Below are 25,652 nucleotides of genomic sequence, written 5' to 3'. Positions count from 1 at the left end.
TCGTGACCATGAGCCAGCCCGTTGACAGTGCAGTCAGCGCCGTCCGTACGTACATCGAGCAGCACCGCGCGGCCTTCCTCGACGACCTCGCCGCCTGGCTGCGCATCCCCTCCGTGTCGGCTCAGCCGGACCACGCGCCCGACGTCCGCCGCAGTGCCGACTGGCTCGCCGCGAAACTCACCGGGACCGGCTTCCCGACCGTCGAGATCTGGCCGACACCCGGTGCCCCCGCGGTCTTCGCCGAGTGGCCCTCCGACGACCCCGAGGCCCCCACGGTCCTCGTCTACGGACACCACGACGTGCAGCCCGCCGCCCGCGAGGACGGCTGGGACAGCGACCCCTTCGAGCCCGTCGTCCGGGGCAACCGCCTCTACGCGCGCGGGGCGGCCGACGACAAGGGCCAGGTGTTCTTCCACACACTTGGCGTCCGCGCCCACCTCGCCTCGACCGGCCGCACCACCCCGGCCGTCAACCTGAAGATGCTGATCGAGGGTGAGGAGGAGTCCGGCTCGCCGCACTTCGACGCCCTGGTCGCCGAGCGCGCGGCCCGGCTCGCCGCCGACGCCGTGATCGTTTCCGACACCGGTATGTGGTCCGAGGACACCCCCACCGTGTGCACGGGTATGCGCGGCCTCACCGAGTGCGAGATCCACCTCCACGGCCCGGACCAGGACATCCACTCGGGTTCCTTCGGCGGCGCCGTGCCCAACCCGGCCTCCGCCGCCGGCCGCCTGGTCGCGGCCCTGCACGACGAGCACGGACGCGTGGCGATCCCCGGCTTCTACGACGGCGTCGTCGACCTCACCGACCGCGAGCGGGAGCTCTTCGCCTCGCTGCCCTTCGACGAGCGGAGCTGGCTGCGCACCGCGAAGTCGCACGCCACCTGGGGTGAGGCCGGCTACACCACCCTGGAGCGCGTCTGGGCGCGCCCCACCGCAGAGGTCAACGGCATCGGCGGCGGCTACCAGGGCCCCGGCAGCAAGACGATCGTCCCCTCCGATGCCATGCTGAAGCTCTCCTTCCGCATGGTCGCGGGCCAGCGGCCCGAGCACATCGAGAAGGCCGTCCGCGCCTGGGCGGCCGAGCAGGTGCCCGCCGGAATCCGCTGCGAGGTCGTCTTCGGCCCGGCCACCCGCCCGTGTCTGACGCCCCTGGACCACCCCGCCCTCCAGGCCGTGGCCCGCGCCATGGGCCGCGCCTTCGACAAACCCGTCGGCTTCACCCGCGAGGGCGGCTCAGGACCGGCCGCCGTCCTCCAGGAGGTTCTCGGCGCCCCCGTGCTCTTCCTGGGCATCTCGGTCCCCTCCGACGGCTGGCACGCGCCGAACGAGAAGGTCGAGCTGGATCTGCTCCTCAAGGGCGTCGAAGCCACCGCGTACCTCTGGGGAGACCTCGCGCACAGCTGGCTCCGCGCGCCCTGAGCGCCCCACGCCGTCCGGGGCGGCACCGCGCGCGGGGCACACTGGTAGGACCGCCGTGCCCCGTGGTGGTCTGCCGGACCGGTCCCCTCCCGTCCCACGTCCCGCTGAACCGAACCGCCGAACATCAACCGTTTTATCGGGGGAGTTGGAAGCACCCGTGACCACCTGGACCGACCACACCGCCGACCGCCCCGTTTCGCTCACCGCCCCGAGCGGCATCGACCGCGCCGCCCACCACCGCCTCGACGAGGCATGGCTCGCGGCGGCGTGGAGTCACCCCACGACCCGCTGCTTCGTGGTCTCCGGCGGCCAGGTCCTGATCGACGAGACCGCGGACGACCGCACCGAACTCGTCATGACCCCCTCCTTCGAGGCCCCCCTCACCGAGGCGCACCGCTACTTCCTCGGCATCGACGAGGACGGCATCCGCTACTTCGCCCTCCAGAAGGACGCCCTGCCGGGCCGGATCGACCAGTCCGCCCGCCCGGCCGGACTGCGCGAGGCGGGCCTGCTGCTGTCCCCGCGCGACGCCGGACTGATGGTGCACGCCGTCGGCCTGGAGAACTGGCAGCGCACCCACCGCTTCTGCTCCCGCTGCGGCGAGCGCACCGTGATCGCAGCGGCCGGCCACATCCGCCGCTGCCCGGCCTGCGGCGCGGAGCACTACCCGCGCACCGACCCGGCCGTGATCATGGCCGTCACCGACGAGGACGACCGCATCCTGCTGGGCCGACAGGTCCACTGGCCCGAAGGCCGCTTCTCCACGCTCGCCGGCTTCGTCGAGCCCGGCGAGTCCATCGAGCAGACGGTGCGCCGCGAGGTCTTCGAGGAGGCCGGCATCACCGTCGGCGGGGTCGAGTACGTCGCCAGCCAGCCCTGGCCGTTCCCGTCCAGCCTGATGCTCGGCTTCATGGCCCGGGCCACCTCCACCGAGGTCGACGTGGACGGCGACGAGATCCACGAGGCCCGCTGGTTCTCCCGTGACGAACTCGGCGCCGCGTTCGCGTCGGGCGAGGTGCTGCCGCCCTACGGCATCTCGATCGCGGCCCGGCTGATCGAACTCTGGTACGGCAAGCCACTGCCGACCAGGACCTTCGTCTGACATGGCGGAAGGCGGTTCCCGGGAGGACCTGGGAACCGCCTTCAGGGGCGCCGGACTACGAGCCGTCAGACCCCGATCTTCTGCTTGACCTGAGCCAGCGAGGGGTTGGTGAGCGTCGAGCCGTCCGCGAAGAGCACGGTCGGGACCGTCTGGTTTCCGCCATTGGCCTTCTCGACGAACGCCGCGGACTGCGGGTCCTGCTCGATGTTGATCTCGGTGTACGCGATGCCCTCGCGTTCCAGCTGCTTCTTCAGCCGCTGGCAGTAGCCGCACCAGGTGGTGCTGTACATCGTCACACTGCCCTGCATGTCTCGCGCGCTCCTTCGATGGCTCGGGAACCGGATCGTCCAGCAGGGGAACGTACGCGGCCGTGCCACCATTCCCGCCGGGGGTATGTCCGCCGACGTGATGCTCGCCGCACAGCCACCCACCACCGCCCCTATTAGTACGACCGGAACCCCTCACCTGTGGACAACGGGCTCACCCGTCACCGGCGACCTGGCAGCATGGCAGGGTGACAGCAGCAACGCACTCCTCCCTGTTCCCGCAGGTACCGGACTCGGCCGACGCGGTGCTCGACGGGCTCGACCCCGAGCAGCGCGAGGTCGCCACCGCCCTGCACGGACCGGTGTGCGTGCTGGCCGGAGCCGGTACGGGCAAGACGCGGGCGATCACCCACCGCATCGCCTACGGGGTGCGCGCCGGGATCCTCCAGCCGTCCAGCGTGCTCGCCGTCACCTTCACCAACCGCGCCGCCGGAGAGATGCGCGGCCGGCTGCGCCAGCTCGGCGCCGGGGGCGTCCAGGCCCGCACGTTCCACTCCGCGGCCCTGCGTCAGCTCCAGTACTTCTGGCCGAAAGCGGTCGGTGGCTCCCTGCCCCGGCTCGTCGACCGCAAGATCCAACTGGTCGCCGACGCGGCCGCGGCCTGCCGCATCCGGCTGGACCGCGGGGAGCTGCGGGACACCACCGGCGAGATCGAGTGGTCCAAGGTCACCCAGACCGTCCCCGCCGACTACGCGCTCGCCGCGGCCAGGGCCGGCCGTGAGACCCCCCGCGACCCGGCCGAGATCGCCCAGCTGTACTCCGCCTACGAGGACCTCAAGCGCGAGCGCGGTGTCATCGACTTCGAGGACGTGCTGCTGCTGACCGTGGCGGTCCTCCAGGACCGCCACGACATCGCCGAACAGGTCCGCTCCCAGTACCAGCACTTCGTGGTCGACGAGTACCAGGACGTCAGCCCCCTCCAGCAGCGCCTGCTGGAGCTGTGGCTCGGGGAGCGCGACAACCTGTGCGTCGTCGGCGACGCCAGCCAGACGATCTACTCGTTCACGGGAGCAACCCCCGACCACCTGCTCGACTTCCGCACCCGCCACCCCGGCGCCACCGTCGTCAAGCTGGTCCGGGACTACCGCTCCACCCCCCAGGTCGTCCACCTCGCCAACGGCCTGCTCGGCCAGGCCCGGGGCCGCGCCGCCGACCACCGCCTCGAACTGATCTCCCAGCGCGGCGCGGGCCCGGAACCCGGCTACGCCGAGTACACCGACGAGCCCGCCGAGGCCGAGGGCGCCGCCCGCCGGATCCGCGAGCTGCTCGACTCCGGCGTGCCGGCCAGCGAGATCGCCGTCCTGTTCCGTACGAACTCCCAGTCCGAGACCTACGAGCAGGCCCTCGCCGACGCCGGGATCCCCTACCAGCTGCGCGGAGCGGAGCGCTTCTTCGACCGCCCCGAGGTGCGCAAGGCCGGGATCGCCCTGCGCGGAGCGGCCCGCTTCGGCGGCAACGACTCCCTGCTCGACGACGCCGTCGACCTCCCTTCCCAGGTCCGCGCCGTGCTCTCCGGCGAGGGCTGGACCTCCCGGCCCCCGGCCGGGTCGGGCGCGGTCCGCGAACGCTGGGAGTCCCTGGCCGCCCTGGTCGGGCTCGCCCAGGACTTCGCCGCCGCCAGACCAGGCGCCACCCTCGGCGACCTCGTCGCCGAGCTCGACGAGCGGGCGAACGCCCAGCACGCCCCCACCGTCCAGGGCGTCACCCTCGCCTCCCTGCACTCGGCCAAGGGCCTGGAGTGGGACGTCGTCTTCCTCGTCGGTGTCGCCGAGGGCATGATGCCGATCACCTACGCAAAGACCGACGAGCAGATCGAGGAGGAGCGCCGCCTCCTCTATGTCGGAGTCACCCGCGCCCGGGAACACCTCCATGTCTCCTGGTCCCTGGCCCGCTCCCCGGGCGGCCGCGCCAACCGCCGCCCCAGCCGCTTCCTCGACGGCCTGCGGCCCGGCTCCGTCGGCACCGCCGGCCGCACGGGTGCCGGCCGCTCCGGGGGAGTCGAGCGCGGCTTCACCAGCAGACCCGATGTCGTCCCGCGCCGCACCCAGCGCACCGTCGCCCGCTGCCGGGTCTGCGGCCGCACGCTCACGGACGCCGGCGAGATGAAACTGATGCGCTGCGACGACTGCCCCTCCGACATGGACGAGGGACTGTACGAACGGCTCCGTGAGTGGCGCGCGGACCAGGCGCAGCGCAGTGGCCAGCCCGCCTTCTGCGTCTTCACGGACAGGACGCTGATGGCCATCGCCGAGTCGAGCCCCGACGACGAGGGCGGTCTCGTGCGGATCCCCGGCGTCGGCCGCCGCAAGCTCAACCGCTACGGCGCCGACGTCCTGGCCATCTGCGCAGGCCGCCGGCCCCAGGGAGAGGACGAGCGGGACTGATGCGAACTCGTCGAAAAAATAGTTTGCGCATGCCCCAGCAATCCCCATAGGTTCTTAAGCACGGAAACGGAGGCCTTCCTGAGGCCCCGATTCCGTGTTGTACTTGCATACCCGTCGGACTGGTTCATCCCAGTCCCCCTAGACGCCGAGAGGAGGCGAGTCCAGTGATCAGCATCAACGCCAGCTCCCTTGTCAGCACCGCGAAAATGACCGATCCCTCGGTCGTCGCCTCCCTGTGCCTGCTCGGCGCCTCGAACAAGGGCACCGGTCTGTCCGGCATTCGTGCCGTCCGTCCGGCGTCCGCCGTGTCTCTCGCGGGTCTTCCCGTCAATGAGCGCGATGAGCGACCGACCCAGGCACTGGAAGCGGCAGTAGTGGCACAGGCCAAGGCCTATGCCTTTACGGCAACCGGTGCCGGATTCCGGACGCAGAGCACGAAGCACCACCAGATGTGGGCCTTCCGTGGGCCAGAACCCTGGAGTGATCCAGCCTGATCGACTCAGGCCGGCGCCTTCAGGGCCGCGGAACCCCATCCGGGATCCGCGGCCCTTCTGTTTTTCCCGAACGGGGACAACGGAGCGAAGGGGCCTCGGGACAAGAAAAGAACCCGGTACCAGCCGCCACCCGGTCCCACCCGACCGGAACGACCAGACGAGGAAGACGAACCGTGCAACTCGAAGCGCACGCCCCGTCCGTACCGCCTTCCGAAACGATCCCCCCGCCCGGCCTCACGGAGGACTCCGCCTTGACCCCGCTCACTGCGCTCACCGCGCTCGACGACGCCATCGAGAACCTCGGCGTACCCGTTCCCTGCCGCTCCTACGACCCGGAGGTCTTCTTCGCCGAGTCGCCCGCGGACGTCGAGTACGCCAAAGCCCTCTGCCGTACCTGCCCGCTGATGGAGGCCTGCCTCGCCGGTGCCAAGGAGCGGCGTGAGCCTTGGGGCGTCTGGGGTGGCGAGCTGTTCGTCCAGGGTGTCGTCGTCGCCCGGAAGCGGCCGCGTGGCCGCCCGCGCAAGAACCCGGTCACAGCATGAACACCCCAGGAACCATCGACCGTCCCCTCACGCACGACCCCAAGAAGCAGGCCCCGATGAAGCCGTCAACCAGCGAACACGCAGGCAGCGCGCCTGAAGACTTCACCACCACCGGCGTGATCGAGTCACGCCAGAACAGGACCCGCGAAATGCAACTCATCCCAGAAGCCCTGGCCCGTGCGCATATGCAAGAGCGCCTGCGCGACGCCGAGAGCGAACGACGGGCGGCCAGCCTGCTGACCGCGCGCCGGATGCAGCGTCGTGCCGAGCGCGCCTCCCTGCGCGCCCGCCGCGCGATCGCCATCGCGGTCATGCAGTAATCGAACCGCCTGAGGCAACGGCCTCCCCGTGAGGGAGGAAAGCAGCTTCCCCGCGGGGGCCGGTCCGTCCGAACGGACCGGCCCCCGCGGTGCGTCGTGCGCACCGTTCCGGGTCCGACCACGCGGCGCCGCCGCCCTGCGGGCGACGACCGGAACGGCCCGACACGACCTGGGGCGGCTACGGCGTTATCGTCGCGATGTGACGCGTCTTCCCGGAGGCAGTGACGACGGCTTGGCCACGGAGCGGCAGCCGCTGGTGTGCGCCGGCTGCGGCGCCGAGAGCGAAGGCCCCCGGCCCACCTGGACCTGCTCCGTGGAGAACGGCGAGCGCCGCTACTTCTGCGACAGCTGCTCCCGGGAGAACCTCCGGGCGATCGAGGGACGGCTGGACTCGGCCTGGTGGTAGCCCTCAGGCCTCCGCGGCCGAATCCTCCTCGATGTCCTCCTCCGGCAGGAACCCGGGCAGCCACTCCTCCAGTTCCTCACGCAGCCGGACCGTCGAACCCAGCTGGCACAGGACGCCGATCGTGCTCAGCGTCACCCGGTGTATCAGCAGGTAGGAGGGCGGCAGATTGAGCTGCTTGCCCAACTGGTGGGCGGGGGAGCGGGGGTCGGCGACACGGGCCGCCTGGCTGCGCATCCAGCCCCGGGTGAAGGTGAACGCGTCGACCTCGGCCGGTTCGATGATCGGCAGAAGGTAGTCGAGGACCGCGTCCGGGTCCAGCTCTATGGACTCCTTGACGAAGCCCTCCCGGCACAGCAGCTCGTAGACGGCCTCCGCGTCGCCCTCCAGGGTCATGCGCAAGGAGTCGCCGATCGGGGTCGGCAGCCCGCCCGGCAGACGGTCGACCGTGCCGAAGTCCAGGACGCCGAGACGCCACGCCTCCTCGTCGTCCGGGTCGCCGGGCAGCAGCCGGAAGTTCCCCGGATGCGGGTCGGCGTGGAGCAGGCCGGTGCGGGCCGGACCGGAGAAGAGGAAACGGGCCAGCAACTGACCGGCGCGGTCGCGCTGTTCCTCGGTGCCGTCGGCGATGATCTCCGACAGGGGGATGCCGTCGATCCACTCCGTCACCAGGACCTGGTCGCACTGGTGGACCACGCCGGGCACCACGACGTCCGGGTCCTCGGCGAACTCCTCCGCGTGCACCCGTTGGGCCTGCGCCTCCAGGCCGTAGTCGAGTTCCTCCGAGACGCGGTCCTTCAGCTCCGTGATCAGCGGCTTGATGTCCATGCCGGGAATCAGCGGGCCCAGCAGACGGGCGAACCTGCTCAGTTGGGTCAGGTCCGAGAGCAGGGCCTCGCCGGCGCCCGGGTACTGGACCTTGACCGCCACCGCGCGGCCGTCCTGCCACACCGCCCGGTGCACCTGCCCGATGGAGGCCGCGGCGGAGGGCTTGTCGTCGAACTCGGCGAACAGCTCGCGCCAGTCCTCGCCGAGCCGCTCGGCGAGCACCGCGTGCACCGTGCGGGTCGGCATCGGCGGCGCCGCCTCCTGGAGCTTCGTCAGCGCCGCACGGTAGGGACCCGCGACCTCCTCCGGCAGCGCCGACTCGAAGACGGACAGGGCCTGCCCGAACTTCATCGCGCCGCCCTTGAGCTCGCCGAGCACCTTGAACATCTGCTCGGCGGTGCGCTGCTGGAGCTCTCTGCCGACCAGCTCCGCGGACTCGCCCACGATCCGCTTGCCCAGTCCCCAGGTGGCCCGCCCGGCGAAGCCGAGCGGGAGCGCGGCGAGCTTGGCGGTCCGGGTGACCGCCTTCCGGGGAAGATCAGACATGCGCCCTCCAGGTCCCAGCCGGCCGTGCGCCCACCTGACGGCGTGACGTTCTCGACGGCCGTTGCTCCGCCATTGTCTCGTGCGCCTCCCCGTCCGTGGGGGTGTGTCCTTCCTTACCTTTCCGAGCGCTCTTCCCCGCGGCGCCGCACGGGCAGCCGGGATGCGCCCAGACCGGGCGCGCGTGCCAGGTCAGACCGGGCAGCGACACCTCCCAGCGGACGCCGGCGCTCGACGGAGTCCGTCCGTCGAGGAAGGCGAGCGCGTGCGCCGCCGCCAGTCCCGCGACGGTGGTCGCCAGGGCCAGATCGCAGGCCGGCACCGGACGGGCCCTGCCTCCGCCCGAACGCCACTGCGCGACCAGCCGGGGCCAGACCGGGTCCCGGTCCGCGCGTCCCTCCTCCAGGCACCCGGCGCAGCTCGTCTCGCCCGGCAGGACGAGCGGGCCGACCACCCCGGTTCCCTCGACCACCCCGGCGTAGAGGTGCGGAGTGCCGGAGGCGATCAACGGCTCGGCGGCGGACGGCACGGGAGCGTGCACCGAGACGTCGTCCCGCGGGGCGAGGATCACCAGGGAGCGCCCCGGTTCGGCGTCGGCGGGCGGCGCCTTCGGACCGCGGCGGGCCTGGCCGGCCGGAGCCGCCCGGCGTACGGCCCGGCGGGCCGCCTCGTCCCGGCGCTCGCCGACCGCCTCGGCGGGCAGTCCGCCGGGCGCCACGTCCCACGGCTCGACCCGTCCGCCGTCGCACACGTCGACCTCGCAGACGCCCGCGCCCGCCAGCAGCGCGGCCAGCACCGCGCCCACCCGGCCCGCGCCGCGCACCTGCACCCGCAGCGAGCCGCGGGCGGCCAGCCGGTGGATCGCGTCGCCCGGCTCGGACGTGGTCAGGGAGAGCGAGGCGAGGTCCGGGCGGAGCCGGTCCAGGGTCTCCTTGCGCCGGCGCAGTTCCGCACCGGGCGCGCCGCCCCCGCGGGCGTCGTCGAGCAGTCCCGCCCGGGCCAGCCGTGCCACCAGGGCGTCGACATGCTCGTCGGGCAGCCGCATACGGCGTCCCTCCGTGCGCAGCAGGTCCACTCCCCGGGTGCCGTTGAGCAGGTCCAGAAAGCTGCCCGTCGCCGTGTCCATCGGCCCGAGTGTCATCGCGTGCGCGGGAGTCATCCCGAACTGCACGGTGTTGAGATCGCGCCAGCCGCGCCTGAGCGCCGGCTTCACCATCGGATGCATGCCATGCCCCCGTTGCTCCTGTTCCGTTCCCCTGCACCGGGAGCGGTCGGCCGTGCGGTCACGAGTCGGCCGCGGTCGTCCCGGCGAGAGCCAGCATGCCCGGCACCCGCCGGCCGCCGCCGAAAGTTGTCCACAGGCCCGGGGATTCGTCGTACAAATCCGACGCATGGCGGCGTCCGGGCGCCGAACCGTACCGGAGTCGGGACTTCCCCCATGTGCAGCGGGTAACGTCGGGGCGTGTCCGTCGACCCACTGCACCGCGCCGGAATGCCACAGCGCAGCACGACGAGCCCGCCGCCGAGCGGTTCGGGGGCGAGCGCGATCGAGGTGCGCAGAAGCGCCCGGCGCCGCAGGACGGTCTCCGCGTACCGCGAGGGCGATCGCACCGTCGTGCTCATCCCCGCCCGGATGTCCGAGGCCGAGGAACAGCGCTGGGTGAGCGTCATGCTCGACAAGCTGGCCGCCCAGGAGAGCAAGCGGGTGCTCGGCGACGCCGAACTCGCGGAGCGCGCGCAACGCCTCTCCGACCAGTACTTCGGCGGCCGCGCCCGGGCCGACTCGGTGCGCTGGGTCACCAACCAGAACACGCGCTGGGGCTCGTGCACCCCCGCCGAGGGCAGCATCCGCCTCTCCCACCGCCTCCAGGGCATGCCCGAGTACGTCGTCGACTACGTCCTGCTGCACGAGCTCGCCCATCTGCTCGTCCCGGGGCACGGGCCCAACTTCTGGCGGCTGCTGGAGGCCTACCCGCGCACCGAGCGGGCCCGCGGTTATCTCGAAGGCGTGGTCGCCGCCGACCGGCTGCCGCACCTGCCCGGCGCACGCGGAGAGTGACCGGGATCCGACCCACAGACATCCCGGGGCGTCACTTCTGTACCGGCTCTGTACCGACTTCGTCGAGTGTCCGGGTTTGCCGTTAGCCTGGCGCGACGCACTCGCATTCGGGATGGGGGACGGTCGTTACGCATGGCCAGGGAATTCCAACGCGGCCACAAGGCCAAGATCAGTGACCTCACCGCGGGCACGGACCTGTACGTAGGCGTGCAGATCTCCGGCCCCGGACTGACGTTCGACATCAGTTGCTTCGGGCTCGACGCCGACGAGCGGCTCTCGGACGACCGTTACTTCGTCTTCTTCAACCAGCCGAAGTCGCCTGAGGAGTCCATCCAGCTCCTGGGCGCCCAGTCCGGGGACACGGAGTCCTTCCGCGTCACGCTGGACCGGATCCCCGCGCAGATCCAGAAGCTGTCGTTCACCGCGACGATCGACGGCGCCGGCCAGATGTCGCAGGTCGGCCCCGGCTACCTGCGGATCGTCGCCGGCGGCGAGGAAGTCGCCCGCTACGCGTTCAACGGCTCGGAGTTCACCACCGAGCGCGCCGTGATGCTGGGCGACTTCTACCTGAAGGACGTCTGGCGGTTCGCCGCGGTCGGACAGGGCTTCGACGGCGGTCTCGACGCGCTGCTGAAGAACTTCGGCGGCGAGGTCGCGGAGGAGGAGACGCCCGCGGCGGCCCCGCAGCAGCCCCAGGCAGGTGCGGCCCCCGGCTTCGCGCCCCCGCCCCAGGCCGCCGCCCCGCCCGCGTTCGGCGCCCCGGCGGCAGCCCCGGCACCGGCCCCCGCGCCCGCCCCGGCTCCCGCACCCGCGCCGCAACCCGCCCACCAGGGCTTCACGCCGCCCCCGGCCCCCGCTCCGTCGATGCACGCCCAGCCGACGATCATCGCCCCGATGACGCCGCCCGGCGGAACCCAGGTACCGCCGCCGCCCCCGGCCCCCGCGCCCTACGGGCAGCCGCCGCAGCAGCCGTACGGACAGCCGCCCGCCTCCGGCGCGCCGATGCCCCCCGGCTACGGCCACCCCGCGCCGCCGCAGGCCCCCACCCCGCCCCCGGGGTACGGCCAGCCGACCCCGCCTCCCGGCTACGGTCAGCAGCCGCCGGCGTACGGGCAGGTCCCGGGACAGCAGGCCGCCCCCTACGGCGCCCCGCAGGGCGGCGGCTCCCAGGCGCCCGGCGTGGCCGCCGCGCTGGACAAGTTCCGCGAGACGCCCACCGGGCAGCGCTGGACGCAGCAGAACAAGAAGATGGTCCGCGTCGACCTCGGCATCGGCGGCCAGCCGGTGCTGGCCCGGCAGGGCAGCATGGTGCTCTACCAGGGCAAGGTCGACTTCAGCTACAAGGGCGCCGGGTTCGCCGGCCGCGTGGTGGGCAACGCCACCGGCCAGGAGATGCAGCTGATGCGCTGTACCGGCCAGGGCCAGGTGTTCCTCGCCGAGAACAACACGATGGTGCACCCCATCGAGCTCCAGGGCGACGGCATCTGCGTCTCCGCCGAGAACGTCCTCGCCTTCGACGAGAGCCTCCAGTACGAGGTCCGTCGGATCGAGGGACACGGCATCCCCGGCGGCGCGCTGTTCACGATGCAGTTCACCGGCACCGGCACGATCGTCGTCAAGACGCACGGCACGCCCGTCGTCCTGCCGGTCACGCCGACCACCTTCGCCGACTGCAACGCCGTGGTCGCCTGGTCGGCCGCCTCCCAGGTGGTCGTCTCCAGCCAGGTCCGCATGCGGCGCAACGCCTACCCCGGCGACACCGGAGAGAGCGTCAACCTGCAGTTCCGCGGCGCTCCCGGCAACTTCATCGTCGTCCAGCCGTACGAGATCTGAGGGAGAGTCCGTCATGAACCAGCCGCTCGCGGGCTACGCTCCCGCACCCGTCACCGCCCGCATGGAGAACCACGGCAACCACATGCTGAAGGTCGCCATGCAGAGCGGACACGACCTCCTCGCGCGCGTGGGGTCGATGGTCGCCTACGAGGGGTTCGTGCAGTACGAGCCCAACCCGCCCGCCGTCCGCCAGATCGCCAAGGACTGGATGACCGGTGAGGGCGCGCCGCTGATGAAGTGCTCCGGCGACGGACTGCTCTACCTCGCCGACTACGGCGCGAACGTCGTGGTGATCAACCTCAACGGCGACGGGATCTCCGTCAACGCCACCAACCTGCTCGCCTTCGACGCCCATCTGACGTGGGGCGTCGAGCGGGTCAAGGGCCTGGCGAAGTTCGCCGGCCAGGGCCTGTGGAACACCAAGATCTCCGGGCAGGGCTGGGTCGCGCTGACCTCCCGGGGCAAGCCGATCGTCGTGGACTGCGGCGGCGGCGAGAACGAGACGTACGTCGACCCGGACGCGCTCGTGGCCTGGTCCCCGAACCTGAAGGTGAAGGGCAAGCGCAGCTTCAAGGCGCAGTCGCTCATCGGCCGGGGCAGCGGCGAGGCCTTCCAGATGGCCTTCTCCGGCCAGGGCATCGTCGTCGTCCAGCCCAGCGAGGACAGCACCGACCGCCTTCGGGTCCGGGGCTGAGGGGGAGCCAGAACGTCATGCAGAGTCCGCTTTTCGCCTACAACGACCAGCAGTCCCAGGAGCGCTGGAGCCTGCAGAACAAGCAGATGCTCCGGCTCACCCTGGAGGGACACGACGACATCCTCGCCCGCAAGGGCACCATGGTCGCCTACCAGGGCCTGGTCGAGTTCGACGCCGAGTACCAGAACAGCGGCCAGGGACGCTCGCGTGCGCAGACCGGCGAGGGCCTCGACCTCATGCGCTGCCACGGGCAGGGCACGGTCTACCTCGCCAACCTCAAGCAGCACATCCACATGGTGGACGTGGACCAGGACGGGCTGACCGTCGACAGCACCTACGTGCTGGCGATGGACTCCTCCCTGCACCACGAGGTGATCGCCGTGGACAGCCTCTACGGCATCTCCGGCTCGGGGAAGTACCAGCTCAACATCACCGGCCGCGGCAAGGTCGCCCTGATGACCTCCGGCATGCCGCTGATGATGCAGGTCACGCCCGACAAGTACGTCAACTGCGATGCCGACGCCATCGTGGCCTGGTCCACCGGGCTGCGGGTGCAGATGCAGGCCCAGACGCATTCCTCCGGGGTGTGGCGGCGCCGCGGCAGCACCGGCGAGGGCTGGGAGCTCAGCTTCATGGGCAGCGGCTACGCGCTGGTGCAGCCCAGCGAGCTGCTGCCGCCGCAGAACGCCCAGATCGGCTCGGGCCTCGCCGCGCAGTACGGCATGGGCCAGCAGGGCGTCCGCGCCCAGAACCAGGGCAACGTCTGGAACTGACCGAGCACCGAACGAGTGAGGGGTGACCGCCCGGGCGGTCACCCCTCACTCGTTCACAGCCGCGCGCGGGCCGCTTCGACCAGGCGTACGACGGAGTCGTCGGCCACGGTCGCCACCTCGTCGTAGGGGAACCAGCGCAGGTCCAGGGACTCGTCACTGATGGCCTCCAGGGCACCCGGCGGGGCCACGGCGGCGTACTGGACGTCGAGGTGCCAGGCGCACGGGGTGTGATGGCGGTCCAGCCGGACCGGGCCGCCCGGCAGCAGCACCAGGTCCGCGATGCCGGACTCCTCGGTGCCCTCGCGCAGGGCCGCCGCCGCCAGCGTCGCGTCACCCGGCTCGCAGTGCCCGCCCATCTGGAGCCACATGCGCAGCTTCCGGTGCAGGGTCAGCAGCACCCGCCCGCGCGAGGGGTCGATCACCAGGGCGCTCGCCGTGATGTGCCCCGCCTCGCAGGCCTTCCACATGCCGTCGGGGCGGGCCGAGAGGTGGTCCAGATAGACCTGGCGCAGCTCGGCCTGGCCCGCGGTCCCGTCCTCGTACCCCTTCAGGACCAGGACCGCGTCGTCGAACAGGGTCACTTGTCGTCGTCGTCCTTCTCGGGGTCCTTGGTCAGGTCCGGCTTCCCGGTGGAACCGCCGGCCGCCTCGCCGAGCATCTTGTCCAGCTCGGAGAAATCCATCTGCTCACGGTGGACGAATCCGTCCGGGTCGTCCAGGTCGGTCGCCGTCGGCAGCATGTCCGGGTGCGCCCACAGCGCGTCCCGGCCGTCCACCCCGCGCGCGTCCGTCAGGGAGGCCCACAGGCGCGAGGCGTCGCGCAGCCGGCGCGGACGCAGTTCCAGACCGATCAGCGTGGCGAACGTCTGCTCGGCCGGCCCGCCCGAGGCGCGGCGGCGGCGCAGCGTCTCACGCAGCGCGTCGGCGGACGACAGCCTCGGCTTGGCCGCCGCGTGCACCACCGCGTCCACCCAGCCTTCGACCAGGGCCAGAGCCGTCTCCAGACGGGCCAGGGCCGCCTTCTGCTCGGGCGTGTCCTCCGGCTGGAACATGCCCTGCTGAAGGGCGTCCTGGAGCTGCTCGGGGTTCTGCGGGTCGAACTGGCCGACCACGTCCTCCAGCTTGGCGGTGTCGACCTTGATCCCGCGCGCGTAGCCGTCGACCGCGCCGAACAGGTGCGAGCGCAGCCACGGCACATGCGCGAAGAGGCGCTGGTGGGCGGCCTCGCGCAGGGCGAGATACAGCCGCACCTCCTCCTTCGGCACGCCCAGGTCCTTGCCGAACGTCTCGATGTTCACCGGCAGCAGCGCGGCCTTACCCGCCGGGCCGAGCGGCAGGCCGATGTCGGTGGAGCCGACGACCTCGCCCGCGAGGACGCCGACGGCCTGCCCGATCTGGGTGCCGAACATGGCGCCGCCCATGGAGCGCATCATGCCGATCAGCGGGCCCGCCATGGCCTGCATCTCCTCGGGCAGGACATCGCCCATCGCGGTCCCGACCCGCTCGGCGACCGGGTCCACCAGCTCCTTCCAGGCCGGCAGCGTCGCCTCGACCCACTCCGCGCGCGACCAGGCCACCGAGGAGCCGGCGCCGGACGGCAGCGAGGTCGCGTCGTCGAGCCACAGGTCGGCCAGCCGGACGGCCTCCTCGACGGCCGTGCGCTCGGCGGGGCCGACGCTCGCGTCCTTGACGCCGTCGGAGGTGCCCTGGGAGACCGTCTGGCGGGCGATCTGCTTGGCCATGTCCCAGTTCACCGGGCCGCCCTCGTAGGAGAGCATCTGCCCGAGCTGCTGGAAGGCGGCGCCCAGGTCGGTGGGGTTCAGCGAACCGAACATGGCAGCGAACGGGTTGTCCGCGCCGGGGCCGCCAAAGCCACCGGCACCGGGCAGCCCGCCGAATCCGAACGGGTTGGCCGGTCCCTGACCTCCACCGCTCTGCTGGTCCTTCTTCTTGCCCTCGTCGCCGTCGTCCGGCTCCTCCGGCGGAAGGCCGAATCCGAATGGGGTGTCACTCACGGGATTCCTCGGCTGGTAAGGCCGCCGGTCTCACTCCGACGGCGCGACTGCCCGATAACACCACCCAGCGTAGACACCACGGGCGGTTGGGGCCTCGGTGCTTCGCCGACTCCCGGCCTGCGGCAGGATGGATGCCACCTGGTACGTACGCGTCGTTCGCGCCCGTACTGAAGACAACCGCTGGAGACGCCCGGTGAGTTCCCCTGATCCGCAGGTTCGCGCAGCGCGAAACCAGTCAACCAGTCCCGCCTCCCGCGGGCCCGTCGTCGCGGTAACCGGTGCCGCGTCCGGCGTCGGAGCGCTGCTCACCGAGCGGCTGGCCGCGTCCGAGGAGATCAAGCAGGTCATCGCCATCGACGAGCGCCGGGGCGAGTGCGCGGGTGTGCAGTGGCACATCCTGGACGTGCGGGACCCGGCCATCGCGGAGAAGCTGCGCGGCGCCGACGTGGTGGTGCACCTCGCCCTCGATCTCGACCTGGAGACCGACGGAGCCGCCCGGACGGCTTACAACGTCCGGGGGACCCAGACCGTCCTGACCGCGGCCGCCGCCGCCGGGGTGCACCGGGTCGTGCTGTGCACCTCGTCGATGGTCTACGGCGCCCTGCCCGACAACGAGCTGCCGCTGTCGGAGGACGCGGAGCTGCGGGCCACCGCCGAGGCCACCGGGGTGGGAGACCTGCTGGAGGTCGAGCGACTCGCCCGGCGCGCCCCGCGGGCGCACCCGGGGCTGAACGTCACCGTGGTACGGCCCGCCGTCCTCGTAGGAGGCACCGACACCGCGCTGACCAGGTACTTCGAGTCGCCCCGGCTGCTGGTGGTGGCGGGCTCGCGGCCCGCCTGGCAGTTCTGCCACGTCGAGGACCTGTGCAGCGCCCTGGAGTACGCCGTCCTGGAGAAGGTCGACGGGGAGCTGGCCGTCGGCTGCGACGGATGGCTGGAGCAGGAGGAGGTCGAGGAGCTGAGCGGGATCCGGCGGATGGAGCTGCCCTCCGCGGTCGCGCTCGGGGCCGCCGCCCGGCTGCACCGCATCGGGCTGACGCCGTCGCCCGCCGGGGACCTCGCCTACACGATGTACCCCTGGGTGGTGAGCGGCAGCCGGCTGCACGACGCGGGGTGGCGGCCGCGCTGGACGAACGAGGAAGTGCTGGCCGAGCTGCTGGAGGAGGTCGCCGGCTGGCACACGGTGGCCGGGCGGCGGCTGGGCCGCAAGGACGCGACGGCCGCGGGCGCGGCCGGGGCGACGGTGGCGCTGCTGGGCGCGGCGGCCGTGGTGCGCCGCGCCCGCAAGGCCCGGCGGCGGATCTGACCCCTGACCTCGGCGCGCCGGGTCGGCGGCCCGGCGCGCCGAGGCCAGCCGTACGGAGAAGTCGCCCGTGCCCGTACCGCCGTACGGGCGTCGCTCCTGTACGAGGCTCCAAAGAGGTACGTGTGTCTGACGGGTGATTTCGGTATTCCCGGTTGTCCGAGGGGTGGGGCACGATGGAGCCATGGCACCCACGAACGACCACCCCGGTGAGCTGGCCGCGCAGGACCCCATCAAGCTGATCTCCATCAGGGAGAGCGCGCTCTCGCTCGACGAGGTCTTCCGGGCCGTGGGCGACGACGCCGCCGGGGGGACCGCCCTGTTCGTCGGGACCGTGCGCAACCACGACGGCGGAGCCGACGTCGACGCGCTCGGGTACTCCTGCCACCCCAGCGCCGAGAGCGAGATGCGGCGCGTCGCCGAGAAGGTCGTCGCGGAGTTCCCGGTGCGTGCCCTGGCCGCCGTCCACCGGGTCGGGGACCTGAAGGTGGGTGACCTCGCCGTCGTCGTCGCCGTCTCCTGCCCCCACCGTGGTGAGGCCTTCGAGGCGTGCCGGAAGCTGATCGACGACCTCAAGCACGACGTGCCCATCTGGAAGCATCAGACGTTCTCCGACGGCACCGAGGAGTGGGTCGGCGCTTGCTGACCCTCGTTCGGCACCAGAGGTCCCTTGTTCCGCTTGCGTAACCGCACCCCCGGCACGAGCGTTGTCACTGCGGATGGTTAATCTGCTGATCAGTCAGTTGCGGTCGCTCATTGGGGTCGGGAGGACGGTATGGCGGCGCTCGCCTGGTTGCTGATTCCGCTTGTCGCTGCGATCGGTGCCGGGTTGTGGGGCGGTTGGGCCAATCGGACCCGCAAGGCCCGCAGCGACGGCCCCGAACTCGACGGATATGCCCGGTTTCGTGCCGCCATGGAGAAGACGCGGCCCTGACGGGACGCTGACAGGAGCGTCCCGTACTGTCGAGGCATGCCACGCCGCACCGCGACGATGCTCGCCTCCACCCTGATGCTGATCGCGCTCCTGTGCGCGGGAGTGTTCATCCCCGTGCCGTATTCGGAGATGTCCCCGGGGCCGACGGTGAACACGCTCGGGGACCACGACGGCGAGCCGGTGCTCCAGATCTCGGGCCGCAAGACCTACGCGACCAGCGGGCACCTGAACATGACCACGGTCAGGGTGACCAGCGCCGACTACCGGATGAACCTCGTCGAGGCCGTCTACGGCTGGCTCGCGCACGACAACAAGGTCGTGCCGCACGAGACGCTCTACCCCGACGGCAAGACGGAGGAGCAGTCCACCCAGGAGAACGCCGAGGAGTTCAGCCAGTCCCAGGAGAGCGCGAAGGTCGCCGCCCTGGAGGCGCTGGACATCCCCGTGCAGTCCTGGGTGATCGTCTCCACCGTCGTCAAGGACTCCCCGGCCGAGGGCCGGCTGCACGCCGGCGATGTGATCAAGGCCGTGGACGGCAAGGCCGTCGAGGAGCCCGCCGACGTCGCCGAACTGGTCACGAAGCATCAGCCGGGCGACGAGGTCACCTTCACGATCGTGCCCGCCGAGGAACAGGCGGCGGCCGAGAAGGAGCAGCGCGAGGCGACCCGGACGCAGAAGGTGAGGATCACCACCGCGGCCTCAGACGACACCGGCGAGAAGCGCGCCATCGTCGGGATCTCCGCGGGCACGGACCACACCTTCCCGTTCACCATCGACATCAAGCTCGCCGACGTGGGCGGGCCGAGCGCGGGCCTGATGTTCGCGCTCGGCATCTACGACAAGCTCACCCCGGGCAGCCTCACCGGCGGCGCCTTCGTGGCCGGCACCGGCACGATCGACGACGACGGCAAGGTCGGCCCCATCGGCGGAGTGGAGATGAAGACCGTCGGCGCCCGCGACAAGGGCGCCGAGTACTTCCTCACGCCCGCCGACAACTGCGCGTCCGCCGCCAAGGACATCCCCGACGGGCTCACCCTCGTCAAGGTCGGCACCATCGACGACGCGCTCGGCGCCCTCAAGGACATCCGCGCCGGCGACACCGCCGACCTGCCGAAGTGCTCGGCCGGCTGATCCGGGAGACGGTCGGCCGCCCGGCTACTCCTCGAACGTCGCGGCCAGTGCCTCCGCCAGACCCGGCACCAGGTCCTTGCCGGTGAGGACCTCCGTCGGCGAGTCCTTCTCGCGCAGCCGCAGCGCCGAGTCACGGCTGCCGTCGCGCAGCACCGCGACCGTCATCCGGACCTCCTGACGCTCGGGGTGCCGCGCCACCCACTTCGTCAGGGCGGCCTCGTCGAGATCCTGCGGAACCTGCGCCTCCGCGGACGGCGGCAGCATCAGACGCTCGACCGTGAGCGCGCAGCCGGCCACGGCGTCGGGCCAGGCGATGGTGGCCAGGAACTCATCGAGCGCCTTGCCCGTTCCAATTTCGTCCTGCTCGATCGGGGTCAGGCCGGAGGTCTCCTGCCCGTCCTCCAGACCGAGCTGGGCGGCGAGGCCGGGTTCCTGGGCCCGCAACCGTGCGGTGTCTACGAGGGCGAACAGTCGGGCGGGCTGGTCCCAGCCGAGGCCGGAGGCGTACTCGTCGATCTCGAGTACGGCCCGGGTGAGCGGGCTCGCCGCCATGGGAGTGTTGGACATGGTCACAATCCTGCCTCGTTCCCACCCGGAATCGGGAACCGAGTAAAGCGTGAGTAAGTTGCATAGGTGTGGGCCTACGATCACGAGGCCCCCCGGAGGGTCCGACGCGACGAGGGCCTGACGGATCGACAGCGAGCTTTTCGAGGTGCGCACCTTGGCTTTCCAGATGCCGGACCGCGGCGGAGGCCCGACGGGGCCACGGATCAGAGTGGGCCGCCCGTCCCGGCGTGTCCGGACCCTGCTCATGACGCTGGGCGTCCTTGCCGTACTCGGCATGGCGTTCACCATGTTCGCGGGCTTCTGGACGGACTGGCTCTGGTACCGGTCGGTGAACTACTCCTCCGTCTTCACCACCACGCTGTGGACGAAGATCGGTCTCTTCTTCGTCTTCGGCCTGCTGATGGCCGCGTCGGTCGGCTTCAACATCTGGCTGGCCCACCGGCTGCGCCCGCCGCTGAGCGCCATGTCGATGGAGCAGCAGAGCCTCGACCGCTACCGGATGGGCATCGCGCCGTACAAGCGGTGGCTGCTGCTCGGGATCACCGCGCTGGTCGGCCTGATCGCCGGCGCCTCCGCCTCCGGGCAGTGGCGTACCTGGCTGATGTGGGTCAACGGCGTGTCCTTCGGCCAGAAGGACCCCCAGTTCAAGCTGGACGTGAGCTTCTACGCCTTCGACCTGCCCTGGTACCGGTTCCTGCTGGGCTTCGGCTTCGCCGCGGCGATCCTCTCGCTGATCGCGGCCGCGCTGACCCACTACCTCTACGGCGGGCTCCGCGTCACCAGCCCCGGAGCGCGCGCCACCGCGGCGGCCACCGGGCACCTGTCGGTGCTGCTGGGCATCTTCGTGGCGCTGAAGGCGGTCGCCTACTGGCTCGACCGGTACGGCCTGGCCGTGAAGTCCAGCGACTTCAAGGCCACCGACAACTGGACCGGTCTGAGGTACGTCGACGCCAACGCCTATCTGCCGGCCAAGACGATCCTGTTCTGCATCGCGGTGATCTGCGCGCTGCTGTTCTTCGCCACCCTGTGGCGGCGGACCTGGCAGCTTCCGGTCATCGGCTTCGGCCTGATGGTGCTCTCGGCGATCCTCATCGGCGGTCTCTACCCCGCGATCGTCCAGAAGTTCCAGGTCCAGCCCAATGAGCAGGCCAAGGAAGCGCCCTACGTCGAGAAGAACCTCGCGGCGACGCGCGCGGCGTACGGCATCGACGACGCCCAGGTCACCGAGTACTCGGGCCAGAGCGCCACGGGCGACAAGGCCAAGCTGCGGGACGACGTCGACAAGGCGGCGAGCATCCGCATCATGGACCCGAACGTGGTCTCGCCGACGTTCCAGCAGCTCCAGCAGATCCGGAACTACTACGGCTTCCCGACCAACCTGGACGTCGACCGGTACAGCAAGGACGGCAAGGACCAGGACACCGTCATCGGTCTGCGCGAGCTGAACCTCGACGGCATCCCGAAGAACAACTGGATCAACGACCACTTCCGCTACACGCACGGCTACGGCGTGGTCGCCGCCGAGGGAACCAGCGCCGACTCCCAGGGCCGCCCGGTCTTCACCGAGTCCGACCTGCCCTCCAAGGGCGACCTCGGCGAGTACCAGCAGCGCGTCTACTACGGCGAGAAGACCGACACGTACTCGATCGTCGGCGGTCCCCAGAAGGAGATCGACTACTCCGACGACAGCGGCGAGAAGACCTACAGCTACAAGGGCAACAGCGGGGTCAACCTCTCCAGCCCGATCAACCGTGCCGCGTACGCGGTGGCGTTCAGCGAGCCGCAGATCCTGTACTCCGGCGCGATCGGCGAGGGTTCGCGGATCCTCTACAACCGCACCCCCAAGGAGCGCGTCGAGGCGGTCGCGCCGTGGCTGACCATCGACGGCGACGCCTACCCGGCGGTCGTCGACGGCAAGATCCAGTGGATCGTCGACGCGTACACGACCACCAACGGATACCCCTACGCCTCGCGCACGACCCTCGGTGACACGACGGCCGACTCGCTGACCGCGACGAACGACTCGCGTGCGGTGGTGGCCCAGCAGAACCAGGTCAACTACATCCGCAACTCGGTGAAGGCGACCGTCGACGCGTACAGCGGTGAGGTCAAGCTCTACGAGTGGGACACCCAGGACCCGGTCCTGAAGACCTGGATGAAGGCGTTCCCGAACACCGTGGAGCCCAAGGGCGACATCTCCGAGTCGCTGATGGCCCATCTGCGGTACCCGCAGGACCTGTTCAAGGTCCAGCGCGAGCTGCTCACCCGCTACCACGTGGACGACGCGACCACGTTCCTCAGCGGCAGCGAGGTGTGGCAGGTGCCGGACGACCCGACCAACAAGGCGGGCGACGCGGTGCCTCCGTACTACCTGAGCATGAAGATGCCCGACCAGCAGGAGCAGGCGTTCTCACTGACCACGACGTTCACACCGAACGGCCGTGACAACCTCAGTGCGTTCATGGCGGTCGACGCGGAGGCCGGCACCACCGACTACGGCAAGATCAGAATCCTGAAACTGCCGACGAACACCACCGTCAACGGACCCAAACAGGTCCAGAGCCAGTTCAACTCCGAACAGGACATCGCCGAGACGATCAGCCTCCTCAGCAGAGGCGACTCCAACGTCGAGTACGGCAACCTGCTCGCGGTGCCACTGGACGGCGGTCTGCTCTACGTCGAACCCGTCTACGTCCGCGGTGGCGGCCTCAAGTACCCGCTGCTGCGCAAGGTTTTGGTGACCTACGGCGGCAGCACGGCCTTCGAGGACACCCTGGACCAGGCGCTCGACAAGGTCTTCGCAGCCGAGGGTTCGACACCCGAGCCGCCGGAGGACGACGGCGGCGACACCCCGGAGCCGACGCCACCGCCGACCAACGAGAACCCGACGGTCCAAGAGGCGCTCAACGACGCGCAGAAGGCCTTCGAGGACGGCCAGCAGGCGCTGAAGGACGGCGACTGGGAGGCCTACGGCAAGGCGCAGGAGGCCCTGGAGGACGCCCTGCGGCGGGCCGAGGACGCCGAGGCCGCGGCGTCCGGTGACGGCGACGGGGGCGGGGAGAGTCCCAGCCCCACCGCCAGCCCCGACAGCGGCTGATCAAGCCCGCCCCGCGCCGTGATACGGTTGATTCACAACGGCGCGGGGTGGAGCAGCTCGGTAGCTCGCTGGGCTCATAACCCAGAGGTCGCAGGTTCAAATCCTGTCCCCGCTACTGAAAGCGAAGGCCCGGATCCTCACAGGATCCGGGCCTTCGTGATGTGCGAACGCATGTGCCGGGCGGTGCCTGCGGCCGTGCCGCTGTGGGGAGTTGGCCGATCTGTGTTTGACTTGTCTCTCTGTGGGCATGTCGACAAAACGCTGAAGTGACCTCACTGGCTGCGGTATACCAGGTGTACCCAGGTTGCAGGTGGTGCGACGATGGACGTTATGGGGGACAAGGCAACTCTGTTGGAGACAGGGCGTTTTGTGCAGTCTTCCGACCGGGACGAAGCCGGTGAGGCAGCCGAGGAGCTGCGCCTCAGGCTCGCGGCCGACGCGGGCGACGCCGAGGCGATGAGCGTGCTCGGCGCGCTGCTGCTGCGCCGCGGTGATCTCGACGGAGCCGAGCCCCAGTTGCGTGCCGCCACCGCCGCCGGGGACCGTGCGGCCGCCAACAATCTGGGAGTTCTGCTCCACCAGCGCGGCTACGCCGACGAGGCGGCCGGCTGGTGGCGGATCGCCGCCGTCGCCGGATCGGCCGCCGCCGCCCACGCGTTGGGGCGGTACCACCGTGAGCGGGGGGACGAACCGGCCGCCGAGTACTGGCTGCGCCAGTCCGCCGAGCAGGGGCATGCGCTGGGCGCGTACGCGCTCGCCGATCTGCTGGAGCACCGCGGTGACACCGGGGCCGAGCGGTGGATGCGGGCCGCGGCGGAGCGCGGGCACCGTGAGGCCGCGTACCGGCTCGCGCGCGCCCTGGACCGCAGGGCCGCGGGGGAGGCCGACGGCGACAACGGTGTCGGAGGCGATCCTTCCGCCGTCGCGGACACCGCGGCGGAGACCGAGCAGTGGTACCGGCAGGCCGCCGCGCGCGGACACCGCAGGGCCGCGCTCCAGCTCGGCGCGATCCTGGAGCGGCGCGGGGAGCTGAAGGAGGCCGGCCGCTGGTACCTGACGTCCGCCAAGGACGGCGAGGCCCGGGCCGCCTGCGCGCTGGGCTTCCTGCTCCGGGACGCCGGCGACGAGGAGAGCGCCGCCGTGTGGTGGCTGCGGGCCGCCCAGGAGGGCGACGGCAACGCCGCGAACGCGCTCGGCGCCCTGCACGCCGAGCGGGGCGAGACCCAGACCGCCGAGCGCTGGTACCGGGCGGCCATGGACGCGGGCGACGACAACGGCGCCTACAACCTCGGGCTGCTCTGCGCCGAGCAGGGGCGGGTCGCGCAGGCCGAGCAGTGGTACCGCAGGGCGGCGTACGCCGGGCACCGCGAGGCGGCGAACGCGCTGGCGATCCTGCTGCTCCAGGTCGGGGACACCGCGGGTGCCGAGCCGTGGTTCTCCAAGGCTGCCGAGGCGGGGAGCGTGGACGCCGCCTTCAACCTGGGCATCCTCTTCGCCGGACGGGCCGAGGGCGCCATGGCGCTGCGCTGGTACGAGCGGGCGGCCGCCGCCGGGCACACCGAGGCCGCGCTCCAGGTCGGCATCGCCATGCTGCGGGACGGCGACGAGGCCGGGGCCGAACGCCATCTGCGGTGCGCCGCCGGCGGCGGGAGCGCGGAGGCCGCGTACCGGCTGGCGACCGTGCTCGACGCCCGGCGGCCCGCGCCTCCCACGCACGAGCTGGGGGAGTCGGTGCACGAGAAGAGCGAGTGCGAGGAGTGGTACGAGCGGGCCGCGGGACAGGGACACCGGCGTGCCCAGGTGCGGGTGGGCATGCTCGCAGCCGCCCGGGGCGACGTCGTGGAGGCGGCCCGGTGGTACCGCGAGGCGGCGGAGGCCGGCTCGCGCAACGGCGCCTTCAACCTCGGGCTGCTGCTGGCCCGGGAGGGCAGCGAGCCCGAGGCCGCGGTGTGGTGGACACGGGCCGCCGACGCCGGTCACGGGCGGGCGGCGCTGCGGCTGGCCCTGGTCTACGCGCGTCGTGGGGAGCTGGCCGAGGGGCAGCGCTGGGCCGACCGGGCCGTGGCGCTGGGCCCCGGTGAGGTCTCGGAGCGGGCCGCCCGACTGCGGGACGCACTGCGGGAGGAACTGTCGGCGTGAGGGCGCCGGGCGGAGGTCCGGGGAAGCGATTTGCCTCTGTCCGCGTCCTTGACGTAACGTTGCATTCACCGACGCGGGGTGGAGCAGCTCGGTAGCTCGCTGGGCTCATAACCCAGAGGTCGCAGGTTCAAATCCTGTCCCCGCTACTCAAGGCCGAGGGCCGGAACCCGATCAGGGTTCCGGCCCTCGGTGTTTCCCGTCGACGGCGGCCCGCCAACGAAAAATCCCCGGCACCGGGAGATCGGTGCCGGGGATTCCTCGTGAGCCGTTACGCGGCCGCCGCGCAGTTCGGGCAGACGCCGCGGTAGGTCACCTCGACGTCGGAGACCGTGAAGCCGAAGCGCTCCGTGGCCGGCAGGTCGGCCAGCGGGTTGCCGGTCGGGTGCACGTCCCGGATCGCGCCGCACTGGGCGCAGACCAGGTGGTGGTGGGGGCGGTGCGCGTTCGGGTCGTACCGCTTGGCCCGCTTGTCGGTGGCGACCTCCAGCACCTCGCCGAGCGAGACCAGCTCGCCCAGGGTGTTGTACACGGTCGCCCGGGAGATCTCGGGCAGCTTCGCGACAGCCCTGGAGTGGACCTCGTCGGCCGTCAGATGGACGTGTTCGCCGTCGAGGACCTCGGCCACGACGCGCCGCTGCGCGGTCATCCGCCATCCACGTCCGCGCAGCCGTTCCAGAAGGTCGCTCATGCGCTACAGCGTAACAGCAAGCAGACCAGGTTCCGAATGGGTGTGACTTTGGAACTT

The 25,652-nt window shown here is 71.3% G+C and carries 24 protein-coding genes and 2 tRNA genes; 19 read left to right on the top strand and 7 right to left on the bottom strand.

Features of this window, described 5'->3' with window-relative positions; all coding sequences use genetic code 11:
* The first annotated feature begins 8 nt into the window (after positions 1-8).
* A complete protein-coding gene (locus ABT296_RS05140) occupies positions 9-1,421 on the top strand; it encodes a dipeptidase (RefSeq protein ID WP_351923338.1) in 1,413 nt (470 codons plus the stop codon).
* Positions 1,422-1,578: 157 nt separating this feature from the next.
* On the top strand, positions 1,579-2,523 hold the full coding sequence (gene nudC, locus ABT296_RS05135; RefSeq protein WP_351923336.1) for an NAD(+) diphosphatase: 945 nt from the start codon (positions 1,579-1,581) through the stop codon (positions 2,521-2,523).
* A gap of 65 nt (positions 2,524-2,588) precedes the next feature.
* On the opposite strand, the gene ABT296_RS05130 is transcribed toward nudC, so the two are convergent.
* Positions 2,589-2,831: a mycoredoxin gene (locus tag ABT296_RS05130; RefSeq protein ID WP_351923334.1), complete on the bottom strand. Its 243-nt coding sequence runs from the start codon at positions 2,829-2,831 to the stop codon at positions 2,589-2,591.
* Positions 2,832-3,037: 206 nt separating this feature from the next.
* Here ABT296_RS05130 and ABT296_RS05125 point away from each other — a divergent pair, with 206 nt between their 5' ends.
* The 5 genes from ABT296_RS05125 to ABT296_RS05105 all read left to right on the top strand — a co-directional run bounded on the left by ABT296_RS05125 (position 3,038) and on the right by ABT296_RS05105 (position 6,995).
* Positions 3,038-5,233 carry an ATP-dependent DNA helicase UvrD2 gene (locus tag ABT296_RS05125; protein WP_351923332.1) on the top strand — a complete coding sequence of 732 codons (2,196 nt, stop codon included), beginning with the start codon at positions 3,038-3,040 and terminating at the stop codon, positions 5,231-5,233.
* Positions 5,234-5,397: 164 nt separating this feature from the next.
* Positions 5,398-5,727, top strand: a complete 330-nt coding sequence (locus ABT296_RS05120) for a hypothetical protein (RefSeq protein ID WP_351923330.1) — start codon at positions 5,398-5,400, stop codon at positions 5,725-5,727.
* Between the two features lie 173 nt (positions 5,728-5,900).
* Positions 5,901-6,269: a WhiB family transcriptional regulator gene (locus ABT296_RS05115; protein ID WP_351923328.1), complete on the top strand. Its 369-nt coding sequence runs from the start codon at positions 5,901-5,903 to the stop codon at positions 6,267-6,269.
* Positions 6,266-6,589, top strand: a complete 324-nt coding sequence (locus tag ABT296_RS05110) for a putative WhiB-interacting protein (protein ID WP_351923326.1) — start codon at positions 6,266-6,268, stop codon at positions 6,587-6,589. The genes ABT296_RS05115 and ABT296_RS05110 overlap by 4 nt, the downstream gene beginning before the upstream one ends.
* 199 nt (positions 6,590-6,788) lie before the next feature.
* Positions 6,789-6,995: a hypothetical protein gene (locus tag ABT296_RS05105; protein WP_351923324.1), complete on the top strand. Its 207-nt coding sequence runs from the start codon at positions 6,789-6,791 to the stop codon at positions 6,993-6,995.
* Between the two features lie 3 nt (positions 6,996-6,998).
* Here ABT296_RS05105 and ABT296_RS05100 read toward each other — a convergent pair whose 3' ends face one another.
* Together ABT296_RS05100 and ABT296_RS05095 are read right to left on the bottom strand one after the other, a co-directional pair.
* Positions 6,999-8,366 carry an ABC1 kinase family protein gene (locus ABT296_RS05100; RefSeq protein WP_351923322.1) on the bottom strand — a complete coding sequence of 456 codons (1,368 nt, stop codon included), beginning with the start codon at positions 8,364-8,366 and terminating at the stop codon, positions 6,999-7,001.
* Positions 8,359-9,588, bottom strand: coding sequence for a TOMM precursor leader peptide-binding protein (locus ABT296_RS05095; protein WP_351923320.1), 1,230 nt, complete (start codon positions 9,586-9,588; stop codon positions 8,359-8,361). Before ABT296_RS05095 ends, ABT296_RS05100 begins: the two co-directional genes overlap by 8 nt.
* A 237-nt stretch (positions 9,589-9,825) precedes the next feature.
* Between ABT296_RS05095 and ABT296_RS05090 the strand changes: the two genes are divergently transcribed.
* The 4 genes from ABT296_RS05090 to ABT296_RS05075 all read left to right on the top strand — a co-directional run bounded on the left by ABT296_RS05090 (position 9,826) and on the right by ABT296_RS05075 (position 13,722).
* Positions 9,826-10,422, top strand: a complete 597-nt coding sequence (locus ABT296_RS05090) for a M48 metallopeptidase family protein (protein ID WP_351923318.1) — start codon at positions 9,826-9,828, stop codon at positions 10,420-10,422.
* A gap of 132 nt (positions 10,423-10,554) precedes the next feature.
* Positions 10,555-12,255, top strand: a complete 1,701-nt coding sequence (locus ABT296_RS05085) for a TerD family protein (protein ID WP_351923316.1) — start codon at positions 10,555-10,557, stop codon at positions 12,253-12,255.
* 13 nt (positions 12,256-12,268) lie between these two features.
* The gene (locus tag ABT296_RS05080; protein WP_351923314.1) at positions 12,269-12,949 is read left to right on the top strand and encodes an AIM24 family protein; all 681 of its coding nucleotides are present in this window, start codon (positions 12,269-12,271) and stop codon (positions 12,947-12,949) included.
* Between the two features lie 17 nt (positions 12,950-12,966).
* Positions 12,967-13,722 carry an AIM24 family protein gene (locus ABT296_RS05075; protein WP_351923312.1) on the top strand — a complete coding sequence of 252 codons (756 nt, stop codon included), beginning with the start codon at positions 12,967-12,969 and terminating at the stop codon, positions 13,720-13,722.
* Positions 13,723-13,775: 53 nt separating this feature from the next.
* Here the strand turns inward: ABT296_RS05075 and ABT296_RS05070 are convergent, their stop codons facing one another.
* Together ABT296_RS05070 and ABT296_RS05065 are read right to left on the bottom strand one after the other, a co-directional pair.
* On the bottom strand, positions 13,776-14,303 hold the full coding sequence (locus tag ABT296_RS05070; RefSeq protein WP_351923310.1) for an NUDIX hydrolase: 528 nt from the start codon (positions 14,301-14,303) through the stop codon (positions 13,776-13,778).
* The gene (locus ABT296_RS05065; RefSeq protein ID WP_351923308.1) at positions 14,300-15,736 is read right to left on the bottom strand and encodes a zinc-dependent metalloprotease; all 1,437 of its coding nucleotides are present in this window, start codon (positions 15,734-15,736) and stop codon (positions 14,300-14,302) included. The genes ABT296_RS05070 and ABT296_RS05065 overlap by 4 nt, the downstream gene beginning before the upstream one ends.
* Positions 15,737-15,929: 193 nt before the next feature.
* Here ABT296_RS05065 and ABT296_RS05060 point away from each other — a divergent pair, with 193 nt between their 5' ends.
* The 4 genes from ABT296_RS05060 to ABT296_RS05045 all read left to right on the top strand — a co-directional run bounded on the left by ABT296_RS05060 (position 15,930) and on the right by ABT296_RS05045 (position 19,104).
* Entirely contained in the window at positions 15,930-17,042 is a 1,113-nt protein-coding gene (locus tag ABT296_RS05060) for an SDR family oxidoreductase (protein ID WP_351923306.1), read from the top strand.
* Between the two features lie 181 nt (positions 17,043-17,223).
* The gene (locus ABT296_RS05055) at positions 17,224-17,685 is read left to right on the top strand and encodes a molybdenum cofactor biosynthesis protein MoaE (protein ID WP_351923304.1); all 462 of its coding nucleotides are present in this window, start codon (positions 17,224-17,226) and stop codon (positions 17,683-17,685) included.
* A gap of 129 nt (positions 17,686-17,814) precedes the next feature.
* Complete coding sequence (locus ABT296_RS05050; RefSeq protein WP_351923302.1) at positions 17,815-17,973, top strand: hypothetical protein; 159 nt, start codon at positions 17,815-17,817, stop codon at positions 17,971-17,973.
* 36 nt (positions 17,974-18,009) lie between these two features.
* Positions 18,010-19,104: a YlbL family protein gene (locus ABT296_RS05045; RefSeq protein ID WP_351923300.1), complete on the top strand. Its 1,095-nt coding sequence runs from the start codon at positions 18,010-18,012 to the stop codon at positions 19,102-19,104.
* A gap of 24 nt (positions 19,105-19,128) precedes the next feature.
* Here ABT296_RS05045 and ABT296_RS05040 read toward each other — a convergent pair whose 3' ends face one another.
* Positions 19,129-19,671, bottom strand: a complete 543-nt coding sequence (locus ABT296_RS05040; protein WP_351923298.1) for a PPA1309 family protein — start codon at positions 19,669-19,671, stop codon at positions 19,129-19,131.
* A 166-nt stretch (positions 19,672-19,837) separates the two neighbouring features.
* Here ABT296_RS05040 and ABT296_RS05035 point away from each other — a divergent pair, with 166 nt between their 5' ends.
* From ABT296_RS05035 to ABT296_RS05020, 4 genes are all read left to right on the top strand, one after another.
* A complete protein-coding gene (locus ABT296_RS05035; protein ID WP_351923575.1) occupies positions 19,838-22,768 on the top strand; it encodes a UPF0182 family membrane protein in 2,931 nt (976 codons plus the stop codon).
* A 41-nt stretch (positions 22,769-22,809) separates the two neighbouring features.
* Positions 22,810-22,883 (top strand) — tRNA-Met (locus tag ABT296_RS05030).
* A gap of 206 nt (positions 22,884-23,089) precedes the next feature.
* Entirely contained in the window at positions 23,090-24,907 is a 1,818-nt protein-coding gene (locus ABT296_RS05025; protein WP_351923296.1) for a tetratricopeptide repeat protein, read from the top strand.
* A gap of 72 nt (positions 24,908-24,979) precedes the next feature.
* A tRNA-Met gene (locus ABT296_RS05020) sits at positions 24,980-25,053 on the top strand.
* 122 nt (positions 25,054-25,175) lie between these two features.
* Here the strand turns inward: ABT296_RS05020 and ABT296_RS05015 are convergent.
* Positions 25,176-25,595 carry a Fur family transcriptional regulator gene (locus ABT296_RS05015; RefSeq protein ID WP_351923294.1) on the bottom strand — a complete coding sequence of 140 codons (420 nt, stop codon included), beginning with the start codon at positions 25,593-25,595 and terminating at the stop codon, positions 25,176-25,178.
* Positions 25,596-25,652 lie beyond the last annotated feature (57 nt).

Origin of the sequence: Streptomyces sp. NPDC000983, from assembly GCF_040299205.1 — a bacterium.
Classification (GTDB): domain Bacteria; phylum Actinomycetota; class Actinomycetes; order Streptomycetales; family Streptomycetaceae; genus Streptomyces.
The sequence above is the reverse complement of the archived record's forward strand: the minus strand, read 5'-3'. Positions and strand labels throughout refer to the sequence as shown.